At 42.6% G+C, this 12,829-nt stretch carries 15 protein-coding genes; 5 read left to right on the forward strand and 10 right to left on the reverse strand.

Annotated features, from left to right (window positions below; genetic code table 11):
- Nucleotides 1-66: 66 nt before the first annotated feature.
- The 10 genes from ACTNBF_RS07575 to ACTNBF_RS07620 are packed head-to-tail and all read right to left on the reverse strand — an operon-like array spanning nucleotide 67 to nucleotide 7,873.
- Nucleotides 67-2,274, reverse strand: coding sequence for an AAA family ATPase (locus ACTNBF_RS07575; protein WP_441088995.1), 2,208 nt, complete (start codon nucleotides 2,272-2,274; stop codon nucleotides 67-69).
- A gap of 7 nt (nucleotides 2,275-2,281) precedes the next feature.
- Nucleotides 2,282-3,862, reverse strand: coding sequence for a DEAD/DEAH box helicase (locus tag ACTNBF_RS07580; protein WP_441088996.1), 1,581 nt, complete (start codon nucleotides 3,860-3,862; stop codon nucleotides 2,282-2,284).
- Nucleotides 3,862-4,290, reverse strand: a complete 429-nt coding sequence (locus ACTNBF_RS07585) for a hypothetical protein (RefSeq protein ID WP_441088997.1) — start codon at nucleotides 4,288-4,290, stop codon at nucleotides 3,862-3,864. Before ACTNBF_RS07585 ends, ACTNBF_RS07580 begins: the two co-directional genes overlap by 1 nt.
- A gap of 18 nt (nucleotides 4,291-4,308) precedes the next feature.
- Nucleotides 4,309-5,430, reverse strand: coding sequence for an ATP-binding protein (locus ACTNBF_RS07590; protein ID WP_441088998.1), 1,122 nt, complete (start codon nucleotides 5,428-5,430; stop codon nucleotides 4,309-4,311).
- Entirely contained in the window at nucleotides 5,430-6,737 is a 1,308-nt protein-coding gene (locus tag ACTNBF_RS07595) for an AAA family ATPase (protein ID WP_441088999.1), read from the reverse strand. Before ACTNBF_RS07595 ends, ACTNBF_RS07590 begins: the two co-directional genes overlap by 1 nt.
- A 1-nt stretch (nucleotide 6,738) precedes the next feature.
- Nucleotides 6,739-7,002, reverse strand: a complete 264-nt coding sequence (locus ACTNBF_RS07600; protein WP_441089000.1) for a hypothetical protein — start codon at nucleotides 7,000-7,002, stop codon at nucleotides 6,739-6,741.
- Nucleotides 7,003-7,040: 38 nt separating this feature from the next.
- A complete protein-coding gene (locus ACTNBF_RS07605) occupies nucleotides 7,041-7,268 on the reverse strand; it encodes a hypothetical protein (RefSeq protein ID WP_441089001.1) in 228 nt (75 codons plus the stop codon).
- Nucleotide 7,269: 1 nt separating this feature from the next.
- Nucleotides 7,270-7,422: a hypothetical protein gene (locus ACTNBF_RS07610; protein WP_441089002.1), complete on the reverse strand. Its 153-nt coding sequence runs from the start codon at nucleotides 7,420-7,422 to the stop codon at nucleotides 7,270-7,272.
- Nucleotides 7,409-7,633, reverse strand: a complete 225-nt coding sequence (locus ACTNBF_RS07615; protein ID WP_441089003.1) for a hypothetical protein — start codon at nucleotides 7,631-7,633, stop codon at nucleotides 7,409-7,411. The genes ACTNBF_RS07610 and ACTNBF_RS07615 overlap by 14 nt, the downstream gene beginning before the upstream one ends.
- A 54-nt stretch (nucleotides 7,634-7,687) precedes the next feature.
- Nucleotides 7,688-7,873: a helix-turn-helix domain-containing protein gene (locus ACTNBF_RS07620; protein WP_441089004.1), complete on the reverse strand. Its 186-nt coding sequence runs from the start codon at nucleotides 7,871-7,873 to the stop codon at nucleotides 7,688-7,690.
- A 205-nt stretch (nucleotides 7,874-8,078) separates the two neighbouring features.
- Between ACTNBF_RS07620 and ACTNBF_RS07625 the strand changes: the two genes are divergently transcribed.
- The 5 genes from ACTNBF_RS07625 (at nucleotide 8,079) to ACTNBF_RS07645 (ending at nucleotide 12,757) form a co-directional block, all read left to right on the forward strand.
- Nucleotides 8,079-8,483 carry a helix-turn-helix domain-containing protein gene (locus tag ACTNBF_RS07625; RefSeq protein ID WP_441089005.1) on the forward strand — a complete coding sequence of 135 codons (405 nt, stop codon included), beginning with the start codon at nucleotides 8,079-8,081 and terminating at the stop codon, nucleotides 8,481-8,483.
- A 4-nt stretch (nucleotides 8,484-8,487) separates the two neighbouring features.
- Entirely contained in the window at nucleotides 8,488-8,910 is a 423-nt protein-coding gene (locus ACTNBF_RS07630) for an ImmA/IrrE family metallo-endopeptidase (RefSeq protein WP_441089006.1), read from the forward strand.
- A 50-nt stretch (nucleotides 8,911-8,960) separates the two neighbouring features.
- On the forward strand, nucleotides 8,961-9,794 hold the full coding sequence (locus tag ACTNBF_RS07635; protein ID WP_441089007.1) for a hypothetical protein: 834 nt from the start codon (nucleotides 8,961-8,963) through the stop codon (nucleotides 9,792-9,794).
- Nucleotides 9,795-9,858: 64 nt separating this feature from the next.
- The gene (locus ACTNBF_RS07640) at nucleotides 9,859-11,397 is read left to right on the forward strand and encodes a ComEC/Rec2 family competence protein (RefSeq protein ID WP_441089008.1); all 1,539 of its coding nucleotides are present in this window, start codon (nucleotides 9,859-9,861) and stop codon (nucleotides 11,395-11,397) included.
- A gap of 226 nt (nucleotides 11,398-11,623) precedes the next feature.
- Entirely contained in the window at nucleotides 11,624-12,757 is a 1,134-nt protein-coding gene (locus tag ACTNBF_RS07645; protein WP_441089009.1) for a tyrosine-type recombinase/integrase, read from the forward strand.
- Nucleotides 12,758-12,829 lie beyond the last annotated feature (72 nt).

Below are 12,829 nucleotides of genomic sequence, written 5' to 3' on the forward strand. Positions count from 1 at the left end.
AACGACTGAGGGAAAGGGAAAATTACGTGTTTTTTCCCTATTTTCCCTCGCTAGGGAAAGGGAAAATTACGTTTTTTTCCTTACATTTCCCTCTTCTATAACGAAGCCACCATGCTCTTTCAACCGATTTCTGACTGTTTTTTCTGTAACCGCCATGTATTCAGCAAGGTCTTCGACCGTTACTTTTTCATTAATTCCACATGCCTCGAACGCCATTTCCAATGATTGTTTTCGCTCCTTCTTTTTATCTGCAGGAGTCTTTCTTTTCTCTGCAGCTTTCTTCCAGAACGGCTTATCGGAATCTGGTTGAATATCGTTCAGGGAACCGACTTCATCTACTTTATGTATCGGATAATCGAACCACAGATTGACCGGATCGAATTTCGGGAATTCTCGCAAGGTGCCTTCTATCCGCCATGCAGTCATCGCACGCACTTTATCTTCAGACACCTTGATTCTTCGCTCTAGCTCCTCAAATTGCCCCTTAAACAGTTTTTTCTTGCAATAAGCAATCATCTGCGCTTGACTGCACATATCGTCCTGTGACACATCATCTTCCCAGTCCTCGAACAAATTATTAAGATACTCCATACAGGTGTTGCACGTTGCCTTATTGATTTCCTGTTTCAAAAGTTCTTCCGTCGGTTCGAGCTCGATCAGATCGAGAATGGCATCCGGGTCCCTTGCGAATACTCCAGATCCGGACGCTCTGTCCATGGAGCGTTTTCCTCCCTGGATTCCTTTGCTGTGATGATGGCAGTAAATCACCGCAGCCCCCAGTTCCGTACACACTTTATCGAACTGATTGCAGAAATTTGCCATCTGATCTGCACTGTTTTCATCACCTGTGATGACTTTGTAAATTGGATCGATAATAATTGCTGTATAGTTCTTCTTCAGTGCACGCCTTATGAGCTTAGGGGCGAGTTTATCCATAGGTACTGACTTTCCTCGGAGATTCCAAATATCGATGTTATTCAAGTGATTTGGCTGCCATCCAATGGTTTCATACACATCTTTGAATCGATGCAGGCAGGACGCACGATCAAGTTCCAGATTTACATACATTACTCTGCCCATAGCACAGTTCCACTGAAACCACTTACGCCCTTCTGCGATCGCGATACACAACTCTATTAAGGCGAATGATTTACCAGCTTTCGATGGACCCGCGATCAGCATTTTATGCCCTTTGCGAAGTACATTTTCTATGAGTGGTTCCGACAGCTCAGGAAGGTTATCCCATACACTTCCAAGGCCTTCCGGTTCCGGGAGATCGTCATTCACGCTTTCTATCCACTCACGCCATTCTTCCCATGACTGCTTTCCGATATTGGTATCAACAAGAAACTGCTTGCGACCGTTCCGGATGACGCCCGGCATGCGTGACAATCGGGATGGATTGCGGTTCTGAATATCTACCTTTAGACCATTTTTTTCGCATACTTTGTAAAGATAATCTACGCGCTCCCGATATTCCTTATAATCTGATGCTTCTATTTTGACAATCGCATGAAGGCTCTTTCCTCCACTGTGTACCAGACATGCCACTGGAAGCTCCAGCTCTCTTATGATCGCATTCTGTTTTCCGATTTCCATCGTGTCTGATTCAACGAGTGCATATCGGAATTCAACTACATTTTCATTTTTGCATCCCTTTCCATCCAGTGGATTAAACCGGATCCATGCACCAGCTTTTGGGTTGTAATCACCAACTACAGAACCTATATCACCACCGCACTTACTTAATTTTTGGATCAACTGCCGCGCAGTTCTATCGCACAACCCTCTATCCGGCAACAGCTTGCCGTCCTTTTCCCATGTGTGCGTCACATAGCCAACATAATCATCGGTGCCAAATAATGTTTCAATATAGGTAATTAATTGCTCTTCCGGATTCCAGCTTTTCGGTTCTTTTATTTCTTTTTCTTCGATCCAGTTTTTATCTATTATTACCAGGTCGTCTTTTTCTCCGATCGCATCGTTCCAGTCCAGTTCATGTCCTTCAAACTTGGGTCTCCATCCGCGTTCCATTGCCATCTGCACAATCGTTCCGGCTGTAACTGGAGACGAATTTCCACGGAAAGTCTGCCACTTTCTTTCACATTCATTTTTGTGATATCTTGCGTAGTCTTTTCTGCTCCATGAATCCCAGACAGACACGGAATAGCCTTCATGCTTCAATGCCATTCCAACATTAACCCACTCCTGGTAATCTAATTCTGCAGGATTGATGTATTCAATTATTTCGGATAAATCTGTCTGTTTCTCCATTTAATCTCTACACTCCTTTATATTCCTGAGGAATAATATCATGAGGCACGTGCCATCCGTTTGCCGCGATCCGGTCAATTAGCTTCTTAGCACTATCAAACTGCCAGGTACCCACATGCTGAAATCCCCTTCCTTCCAAAAAGCGGATCTGCTTCGGAGTTGTAAGTCCTTCCTGTCTGCGTTTATCAAGCCTTTCAAGAAGCTTCGAAGCTTTACCAGCATTATCAATCTGATCTGGAAGGATTCCGAGCTTTTCTAGCGTCTGTTTCTGTTTTTCAGAAGGCGGCGCCATTTCCCATCCGAATGCCGGCACATATCCAGCCAGATCTTCTGCCTGGATGCTCATTTCAAACTGCAGCGGATCTACAAGCTTACGTTTTCTTTTCTTCATCTCTGCGAGCTGTTGCGCCAAAGCTTCCTCTCTTTGCGCAACTACATCTTCCGATGCAATTCGTTCCGCTTCTTCGATGTCAATTGGACATCCCGCTTTTTCCAGGTTTTCCGTCATCTTCTTTGCAACTTCTTCGCTTTCGCAAATCAAATGAGCGGGATGACAAAGTTCATGTCTTTCCGTGTGCCACAGAAAATCAAGCAAAAGAAGGTGTTCTTTTCCCGGCGCAAGCCTTGTTCCACGCCCAACCATCTGGCAGTAAAGTCCTCTCACTTTCGTTGGCCGTAATACTACGATGCAATCCACAGAAGGACAGTCCCATCCTTCTGTAAGTAACATGGAATTGCAGAGCACATTGTATTTCCCCTGTTCAAAATCTTTCAGGATTTCTGCCCTGTCCTGGCTGTCTCCGTTTACTTCCGCAGCATGAAAACCATTCTGGTTTAAGATATCACGGAATTTCTGACTGGTTTTAACAAGTGGAAGGAATACAACTGTTTTTCTTCCTTGGCAGTATATTTTCATTTCTTCCGCGATATCATATAAGTATGGATCAAGTGCCGTTCCGAGATCTCCCGCCTTGAAATCGCCGGACTGCATCCCTACTCCGGTCAGATCGACTTTAAGTGGGATTGTAATTGCTTTGATCGGCGATAAGTATCCTTCTTTTACCGCCCTTGGAAGTGTGTATTCGTAAGCCAGGCTTTCGAACACGGATCCAAGATTCTTCATATCTCCTCTGTCCGGAGTCGCTGTAACTCCTAATACTTTCGCATCGGTGAAGTGATTCAGTATTCTCTGGTAACTATCGGAAATACAATGATGCGCTTCATCGATAACAATGGTATTGAAGTAATCTGCGGGAAACCTTTTCAGTCGCGTTTCCCGCATCAGGCTCTGCACGGAACCTACCGTGATCCGGAACCAGCTGCCAAGGCATGTCTCATCAGCTTTTTCGACGGAGCATCCAAGGCCTGTTGCCTTTGCGATCTTGTCGGAAGCCTGCTGAAGCAATTCGCCGCGGTGTGCAAGAATTAGCACACGATCTCCCTGCTTTACGCATTCTTCCGCGACTTTTGCAAATACAATCGTTTTTCCGCATCCGGTCGGTAGAACGAGCAACGTTTTCTGGATGCCCTTCTCCCACTCAGTAAAAATAGATTCCTTTGCTTCTTTCTGATAAGGTCTGAGTTCCATTAGAACTCACCTGCCTTGAACTGCTTCTCTTCCTTCGGGTAAAACTTTTTAATGTCGTTATACTCGTTTCCATTGTACTGTTTTGGCTTTACATGTGCTCTTCCAGTAGACCCAGGAACACTTCCCCAGTTCATTTTCAGCTTTTCGCCTTTTTTCTTCTGGCCGATTGCAGTAAAGAAAGCGGATAACATTCCCTCCATATTGGTGTGGAGGAACAGATTATGGATAATGAGTGCAGTACCATACTGCGAATCAATTCTCATTTTTACAATCGCTTTATTGCAAGGCGGAAGCTTATCACTTCCAGGATGCCTTGCGCGCTCCACGCTTTCTACTACAAATTCATAATCGCCTTCCGGCAATAAGACATAATCGCTATCTTTCTCGATGCTGTCATCCCAATCCAGTTCTCTTCCTAATTCACTCATGTTTAATACCTCCTATATTTATTTATCAAACGGGATCTCATAAGATTCCCGCAATGTCTTAATGCATTGGTATACCTGTTTCCATGCTCCAACTAATACGCCATTGATAAAATCTTCCGGATAATTCTGGATCGGCGTATCCTTCGGGAAATACCCTTTCTGAGCAACCACTGTCTGAATTTCCTCTTCTGACACCAGATTTGCTTCCATCAAATCTTTTAAATTTCTCGGAATGGACCCTGGAAGCTTGAACGCTTCCGGGATCTGCGGTTTCTCAGCTTTTTCCTCTGTATCAGTAGGAAACGCCACCTCTTCATCCGCGTCTTTTGGAATGTTCATAAAATCATACTGCGAAGTTTCCTGTCTTGCAGGTGCTTCTTCTTTTACCGGATCTTGTTCTATTTCTCGATTCAGACCGGGAATCTCAATAACATGGCGGATCGCTTCATAGCTTAATTCGCATTCATCCGGAAGGTTGTATCTGTTCTTCGCATCCCAGCATGGATGGTGGGAAGTATACATGACTCGCTTACCACCCTGAACCTTATTTTTCCCTTTCTGTGCGCCCTGTCCGTCTACATTCACTACCATGGTCTTGTAGTTGCAGAAAAGAACCATGTCAGCCCATTCTTTCACAATTGGTGCTACATTCTTGCTGAGCTTCATCTCCCATCTATCATAAGCACCCATTTCATCAGGCTGTTCGAATTTCCGCATCTTCGCATGCGCTGTAAGGACTACATGAATTCCCTTCTTCACAACTTCTTCCAGCTTATTCAGCAGCCTTCCGAATTCTTCCTGTACGTATACATATCCTTTTCCGTATCCGAAAGACTCCACACTGTCTTTCTGATTTTTATCACAAATATGATTGATGCAAAGCGTTTCTGCCCAGTCTGCCGTATCGATAATCAATGTCTTACAGATCTTATTATCAATAATGTACTGCACCTGCCCCATCAGCATGGACCAGCTGCTTGGCGTTGGCGTCCTATTAACATCCATATCTTTTGTACTTCCCTCCGTATCGATAAATAACGGATCCGGGAATTTTGATACAAACGTGGATTTACCGATTCCCTCCGGACCATAGACAACTACTTTCTTCGCCCCTGGTTGTCTTCCTCGAATGATTTCCATTAAAATTCACCTGCTTTCCAAGACTGTGGCGGTGAAACAGGAGGTTCTTCCTTATACATCTCCTGCCCTTTCACATATCCATCTTCAATGATAATGCTGCATTCATCACCAGTACTGACTCTGGTAGCAATGGCCTGAAGGCCTTCTCCTTCGAGCCAGCATCCAAACTCATTCAGCGTCTTCATATCCATCTGCTCCAGCTTGTCAAGAAGGACGAATCCACACTTCGGATTCAGCTTCCGAACGATCGCAGTAGACACTTTCAAGCGATCAGATCCGGACATGTTATCCCACTGCTGTCCTTTGTAAATCAGTTCTCCTTCTTTCACGGAAAGTTCCGGAAGCGGAAGCTCTGCAGACTGCAGTAAATTCGTCTGGCTTTTTCGCACATCCTCAATCTTTTTTGTCAGTTCATCGTACTGATTTTTGTAGATCAGCGCATCTTCTTCTGCTTTATCTTTATCCAGATTTGCTCTGACTTTCCGGTTGATTTCTTCGATATTGGAAATGTTTTGTTCCAGTTCAGCAGTCGACTGATCCTGCAGCCCTTCTGCAGATACCAAAGCAATCTTAAGATTATCTTCCGCTTCCCTCAGCTCCGCCTCTTTTTTATCAAGCTGTTTCTTCATTGCTTCTATTTCCTGGCGAAGAATTGTAACTGAACGTTCGTAGTATTGTGCACGTTCACGCTTTTTCTGATTTTCTCCGTTTCTGGCCAGAATATCCTGCTGCTGTCGAATCAGTTCCGATGCCGAAACAAGGTCTTTTGGTGCATCCGGATAATAGGTCTGTTCTTCGGCGAATTTCTTTTTCTGATCAGCAATCTGACCAATGGCTCTGCGCTGGTTGTACAGATCTGTTTCTTTCTGTTCCAGTTCGGCAAGCTGATTGCCAACTCCGATAATGCTCAAAAGGATCTTCGCTTTTTCTTTCCCGGAGCTCTCCATAAACTTCGGGAGATCTAATGCAAGCTGTTCAACGAAATCATTCAGCAGTTGCTGTCCGCCCTTATTTCCTTCCGGATCTGTCACCTTCAGTGCGCTGTTTTTTCCTTTGCGTTCCACAACCAGTCCGTTGCTCATCACAATATGAAGATTCGGCGGAATGACCGATCCCTCTCTCTGAGCCTGTGACGGTCTGTATTTATCACCGCCCAGTGCCCACGCAATGGAATCTAGTACAGAGGTCTTTCCCTGATTGTTGTCGCCGCCTACAATCGTAAGTCCGTTCGCTGACGGTTCGATTTTTACAGCTTTGATACGTTTTACATTTTCAATTTCGAGTTTGTTGATTTTAATGCTTTCCATTCTACTTCCTCCCCTTACTGATATCTTCATTCGTCTGTTCGCAGATAATCGCAACCCCTTCGAAAAACATCCGGATTCCTTCCGCGTCAAGATCTCTGCCGCTCATGTCCACAGCCTGCTTGATAAATGTATCTGCAGTGCGCTTATCAGTAAGTTTTGCGATTTCCTTTCTGGTTTCACGAAGGATCTGCGTTAAGTCTGCTGCAATCCCTACGGCTCCTCTGTCGGATGTAATGATAACTCTGTCATTTTTTACCTTAATCATGTTGATTTTCCTCCCGTTTCGGTTTATTATTTAAGTGATTATTTTGTTGTGTGCCCGTCCGGAGTTGCCGCTCCAGGGCACTTTTTAATTTTTACAGTTTTGCGCTCGCTGCTTTGCAAACAGTCTGCAACGAGTCCCATGTAATACACCGCCAATTTTAAATAGTTGTTCGATGTATCGTCTCCCAGGTCGACACCGTCAAACAGCTTTAATTCATCATCAATTTTCTTGATAAATGTTTTCGTTCTCATACTTTTACTTGCCATCTTAACCCACTCCTATCAAATACAAGAAAAACATCCCATAAACAAATACCACCGCAAACAGCGAAGCTCCAGCCGCTCCGATCAATTCGAGTTTGTCTTCGACTTCAATCGCGCGGTCCACGCCTTTCATCAGTCTTTCGTTATCTCTGCTCATTGTTATCACCTCCCTCTGGTACGAACGGAATCCCAAGTTCAGAGCAGAACTTCCTCGTTTTAACGATGTATCTCCTCTGGCGTCCGCCCTTACTCGGAGGAATGACATCCACCGCTTTTGTAAGACCTTTCTGCGCCATGAAGATAATCGTTTTTGCCGGGATCCCGATTCCTTTCGATGCTTCTCCTGCTGTAAGGTATACTTCTTTCAATGTGGTTCACCTCACTTATCATGTTCTTCTTATAGGACACCTGATGCGATACTATCATTCCAAGAAGTATTCGATGGATACTCCGAAGTAATCGGCTATGATTTTCAGTTTGTCGACCTTTGGTTTGCTTTTACCATCTCTCCAGTCATACAGTGTTGCTGTTGCTATTCCAGTGTCCGCAGCAACTCTATAAATTGTTTTGTTTGTTTTAGATAAAAGATCAGCAAATTTTTTGTACACAATTAACACCGCCTTTCCGACATAAAATATTGAATTTATATCGGAAATATGATATAGTTAGGTTACCAGCAAAACTAAACCATATTTCCGAGATATGAAGGTTTTTAACTATCACGGTTTTCCTTCGTATCTCTAATATATCACGGTTTTATTTCTTAGTCAATACATTTTATGAAATATTTCCGTGATAATTTGGAGGTAATCTATGTATGACAAATTTGAAAGTCTTCTAAAAGAAAAAGGAGTGACTCCTTACAGAGTGCACAAAGAGACGGGCATCTCCACGGCTACTTTATCTGACTGGAAAAACGGTAAGAGCCAGCCAAAAAGAGACAAAATAGAAAAGATTTGCGAATATTTTGGAGTTCCGACATCTTACTTCTATGGCAACGATGAAGGTTCTGACCTTACTAGTCGTGATACAAAAGAAATAACTGAAATGCTAAGTAATATAGAAATAATGCTAAAACAAGACGGTCTCATGTTTGACGGTCAGCCAGCAAGTCAGGAAGCAATAGATTCTATTTTGTCAGCTATGCAGATCGGCATGGAGATGGCCAAAAAGAAGAACAAAGAGAAGTACACTCCCAAAAAGTACAAAAAGGATTGATTGTATGAATATTAAGCAAAAAGCGAATTCACTGGCCAGAAAATATAACAGCCGGAATCCGCTTGAGATTATTAAGAATCTCAATGTGATACTTGTGTATTATCCATTAGAAGATGTGCGTGGATTTTATCAGTACTTTCAACGAAATAATATCATCTATATAGATGACGAGCTCTCGGAGAATGAACAAAAAGTTGTCTGCGCTCATGAGCTTGGACATATGTTTTTGCATAAAAATTCCAATGCTCTTTTTATGGATACGAGAACGCATTTTGTTAAAACCAAGTATGAAAATGAAGCAAACACGTTTGCTGCAGAATTATTAATACCGGATTCTGTAATTCTTGATAATCCAGGAATGACAAAAAATCAAATAGCAAGAATTATGGGATACGAAGAAAAGATAATGGACTTTAAAACGATATAATCGCGAAGCGTTTATATATATAGTGTAAGGTGGAAAGAAGAGGATAACAAATGAAAAGTAACAAAAAACTTAAAATTGCTTTATTAATTGCAATTTTAGCTATCGTGGCGGCCGGTTTCAGTTCGTGGTATTTTCTAATAAAAAAACCGTACGACAACGCTGTATCAGCATTCAATGATGCGGCAGCCAAAGTGAACGAGAAAAATCGTGAACTCGATGAAGCGATTAATTCCGCTAAAGAAGTATTAAATACTGGATCTCCCGTATACGATGAAACGACAATTAACGATCTTACCGTAGCCATATCGGACGCAAATCTTGCAAAGAGGGAAATTCCCAAATTGCCAGATGAAACTGAAAACATTGTAAAAGCTACTAAGGAGTTATCAGATCCTTTAGACTATTCGGATGTTATTTCTAACATCGATATCAAGAAAAAGGCATTAGAAAACAGCGTTAAGCAAATGATGCAAATAACAAATCCGAGTGGTGATTTCATTATACAGCGCCTTCAAGGCATTGAAGGAATCTCTTCTTGCCAAGCCGTTACAGAAGATCATGATCCTAATGGAATGTTAAACAAGCAAGGCGGATATACATCTGCAACGTACTTTTCCAGTCCTTGGATAAATCAAGACGAAGTATATGGAAAAGATGTAGTCGACAAAGGGACTGAGTGTGGAGGAGGAATAGAAGTTTATCCTACCGTCGAAGACGCTGAAAAACGTAATTTATATTTGTCGTCGTTCGATGGATCGGGATTTTTGAATCCAGGTTCACATGTAGTATTAGGTACAATCGTAATACGGACATCATCGAAGTTGACCGCAACACAGCAAAACGATCTAACGCAAAAGATTGTATGCAGATTATTATCATTATAAAAACATCGCGTCTAGCGTTTATATAAAAAGTGTAAGGTAAATAAAGAGAAAAGAGGATTTTATTATGTCAAAGAAAAAGCCTAAGGGCGGATCCGGTTGTGGAACAGTTCTACTGTTTGCCTTTCTGTTATGTATCGCTATTGCGATATATTCCTACGCTTGGATTCCAGCTATCGGAGCGATCATCTTTTTTTTCGTAAAAAAAGATCGGACTGATAGGACGAGAAATCTGATTATTTCATCCGTTGTCGCTATCACTTCATTATTTGTTTTTATTGGAATGAAGGCGACGCCAGAATTATCAGGTATTAATGTTGAGTGGGGTAAGACAGAATTCACTGTTTCTGATAAAGTCGAAATAAAAGTCACTCCCATTCCAAGTGATGCAAAAATCAAATCTTTGGAGATGTCCGAAAATCCAATTGCACAATTGGAATATAAAGACGGAAAGGCAATTATTTCGTTTGAATCGGAGGGGGAAGCTTCTGTATTCTTTACAGCCAATGGGAATGTCCAAAGCGACATGGAAGATATAAAGGTCGTGTCGCAAGCGCAACTTGACGATAACACTGGGGAAAGTGATGAAAATCAACCAGAAAATACAAATGCTCATAAGGTAAAAGTTCATTTTATTGATGTCGGACAAGGATTGTCCGTTCTAGTACAATCAGACGGGAAGAACTTAATTTATGACGGTGGCGACAGAAGCACCTCAAGCTTTGTTGTGTCCTATCTAAAAGAACAAAACGTGGAAACTATCGATTATTTAATTTCTTCTCATTACGACGATGATCATTTAAGCGGTTTGATTGGTTGTTTGAATGCATTTAATGTAGAAAACGTCATAGGATCGGATTATATTCACGATTCCAATCTATATCAGTCATTCATAGATACCGTATCATCAAAGAATCTCGAAGTACAGCATCCATCTGTTGGCGACGTTTTTGAATTAGGATCAACTGAATTTACAATTCTATCACCTAAAGAGATCAATCAAAGCGAAAGTAATGATAACTCTGTTGCAATTAAAATTACTTGTGGGGAGAACGGTTTTATTTTGACCGGAGATGCAGAATCAGGTAGCGAAGCTGACATGATTGCTTCTGGAATCAATTTATCTTGTGATGTATTGTGTTTGGGGCATCACGGATCAGCAAGTTCAACGAGCTGGGACTTCCTCCAGAAAACAGTGCCCGAATTTGCAGTAATCAGCTGTGGTGCTGATAATCAATATGGACATCCAGATAAAGATACCCTCGATAAATTATCGTCAATGAATATATCATTATATAGAACCGATAAGCAGGGGACAGTTATCGCAGAATCTGATGGCGTAACTATATCTTGGAATACAGAACCATGCAATGACTATTCCCCCGGAAGCATCGAAGACGCTGGAACCGAAGTGCAAACGACAGATTCGGCGCAAACATCTGAACCAAATCAAACTCAAGAACAGCAAGAACGCATGGTTTGGATACCTCAAAGTGGAAGCAAGTATCACAGCAACTCCTCTTGTAGCGGTATGAAAAACCCAACGCAAGTGACGCAGTCAGAAGCTGAAGCTATGGGATATGAACCTTGTAAACGATGCCATTAAATAAACAAAACAAAACCGCCCCTGCGCCAACAGGAACGGTTAATAGATGGTAACGCTGTACGCCAATACACCGTCACCACAGTTATATATCCGAAGATGTACAACTTGATACTTTTAATATTGTATCATCTTCGGGACAGCCACGCAAGCGGAACTCATGTTCTTCGCGGGCTGTTATTTTTATACCAAAAATGTGCGACGTCGCACAGAAAAGGAGATGATGAACATGGCAAGACCAAAAAAATATCCCAAACTCCCAAACGGTTACGGCAGCATCAAGAAGCTTTCCGGGAACCGGCGAAACCCCTTCGCAGTGTATCCGCCCGCCACAGAGCTGATCGCGCCCGGCCAGTATGCACCGGTAAAGGCAATCTGTTATGTAGACGATTATATGAAAGGCTTCTCCGTGCTGACTGCCTACCATGCAGGGACGTACTATCCGGGATTCGAACGAACACTGAATCACCTGAAAGGAAATCCGGATGCTCTTCTGGCAGATTACAACCAGGCGTTCCGGAAAGATACAGAAACATCTCAGGAGAAGCTTCCAACCTTCGCAGAGGTGTATGAACGGTTCTACAATTATAAGTATGTGGATTCCGGAAAGAAGTATTCTGAAGCTTCGCTCTATTCCACCAGAGCTGCATTCAAGAACTGCTCCGCCATCCACGATCGTGCTTTTGCAGAGCTTCGTCATGACGATCTGCAGAACGTCCTGGATGATTGCGATCTGAAGCATTCTTCTCTAGAGCTGATTCTTTCACTGCTTCATCAGATGTATGCTTTTGCCGAGATCTATGAGCTGGCAGATAAAGATTATTCTGCGCATCTTCAGATCAAGAAGGAAGAGGACGATGAGCATGGCGTTCCATTCACAGACGCAGAACTGAAAATTCTTTGGGATAACAAAGATGATGAGATTATTGAAATGATTCTGATTATGTGTTATTCCGGATTCAGAATCAAAGCCTACAAAACGCTCAAAGTGGATCTGAAGAAGAAGTATTTTCAGGGTGGTGTAAAAACTGCTGCCGGCAGGGATCGCATTGTTCCAATCCATTCCGGAATATACGACCTTGTAAAACGTCGAATAAAGCGATCCGGTTCGCTTTTGAATATTTCTACCAATGCATTCAGATTGTCCATGTATGACGCTCTCAGCCGCGCTGGAGTTGAAAAGCACACACCTCACGATTGCAGACATACGTTCTCGCGTCTCTGCGAAAAGTACAAGGTAAACGAGAACGACCGGAAGCGAATGCTTGGACATGCGTTTAAAGGGGACATTACAAACAGTGTGTATGGCCACCGCGATCTTGACGACCTTCGGGAGGAAATCGAAAAGATTAAGATAAGTTGATTTGTCACTAACGTGTTACTAACCGTTTTGATTATTCTCGTTTTATCATGAGTGGATAAGAAGTGATGTAAA

Origin of the sequence: Bariatricus sp. HCP28S3_A4 (genome assembly GCF_052066395.1) — a bacterium.
Classification (GTDB): Bacteria; Bacillota; Clostridia; order Lachnospirales; family Lachnospiraceae; genus Allocoprococcus.

Excerpts from the sequence above, each read along its gene's own strand:
- ACTNBF_RS07625 (WP_441089005.1), top strand. The coding sequence starts at position 8,079 with ATGTATGACAAATTTGAAAGTCTTCTAAAAGAAAAAGGAGTGACTCCT.
- ACTNBF_RS07595 (WP_441088999.1), bottom strand. The coding sequence starts at position 6,737 with ATGGAAAGCATTAAAATCAACAAACTCGAAATTGAAAATGTAAAACGT.
- ACTNBF_RS07630 (WP_441089006.1), top strand. The coding sequence starts at position 8,488 with ATGAATATTAAGCAAAAAGCGAATTCACTGGCCAGAAAATATAACAGC.
- ACTNBF_RS07590 (WP_441088998.1), bottom strand. The coding sequence starts at position 5,430 with ATGGAAATCATTCGAGGAAGACAACCAGGGGCGAAGAAAGTAGTTGTC.
- ACTNBF_RS07600 (WP_441089000.1), bottom strand. The coding sequence starts at position 7,002 with ATGATTAAGGTAAAAAATGACAGAGTTATCATTACATCCGACAGAGGA.
- ACTNBF_RS07585 (WP_441088997.1), bottom strand. The coding sequence starts at position 4,290 with ATGAGTGAATTAGGAAGAGAACTGGATTGGGATGACAGCATCGAGAAA.
- ACTNBF_RS07645 (WP_441089009.1), top strand. The coding sequence starts at position 11,624 with ATGGCAAGACCAAAAAAATATCCCAAACTCCCAAACGGTTACGGCAGC.
- ACTNBF_RS07635 (WP_441089007.1), top strand. The coding sequence starts at position 8,961 with ATGAAAAGTAACAAAAAACTTAAAATTGCTTTATTAATTGCAATTTTA.
- ACTNBF_RS07610 (WP_441089002.1), bottom strand. The coding sequence starts at position 7,422 with ATGAGCAGAGATAACGAAAGACTGATGAAAGGCGTGGACCGCGCGATT.
- ACTNBF_RS07640 (WP_441089008.1), top strand. The coding sequence starts at position 9,859 with ATGTCAAAGAAAAAGCCTAAGGGCGGATCCGGTTGTGGAACAGTTCTA.
- ACTNBF_RS07580 (WP_441088996.1), bottom strand. The coding sequence starts at position 3,862 with ATGGAACTCAGACCTTATCAGAAAGAAGCAAAGGAATCTATTTTTACT.
- ACTNBF_RS07605 (WP_441089001.1), bottom strand. The coding sequence starts at position 7,268 with ATGGCAAGTAAAAGTATGAGAACGAAAACATTTATCAAGAAAATTGAT.
- ACTNBF_RS07575 (WP_441088995.1), bottom strand. The coding sequence starts at position 2,274 with ATGGAGAAACAGACAGATTTATCCGAAATAATTGAATACATCAATCCT.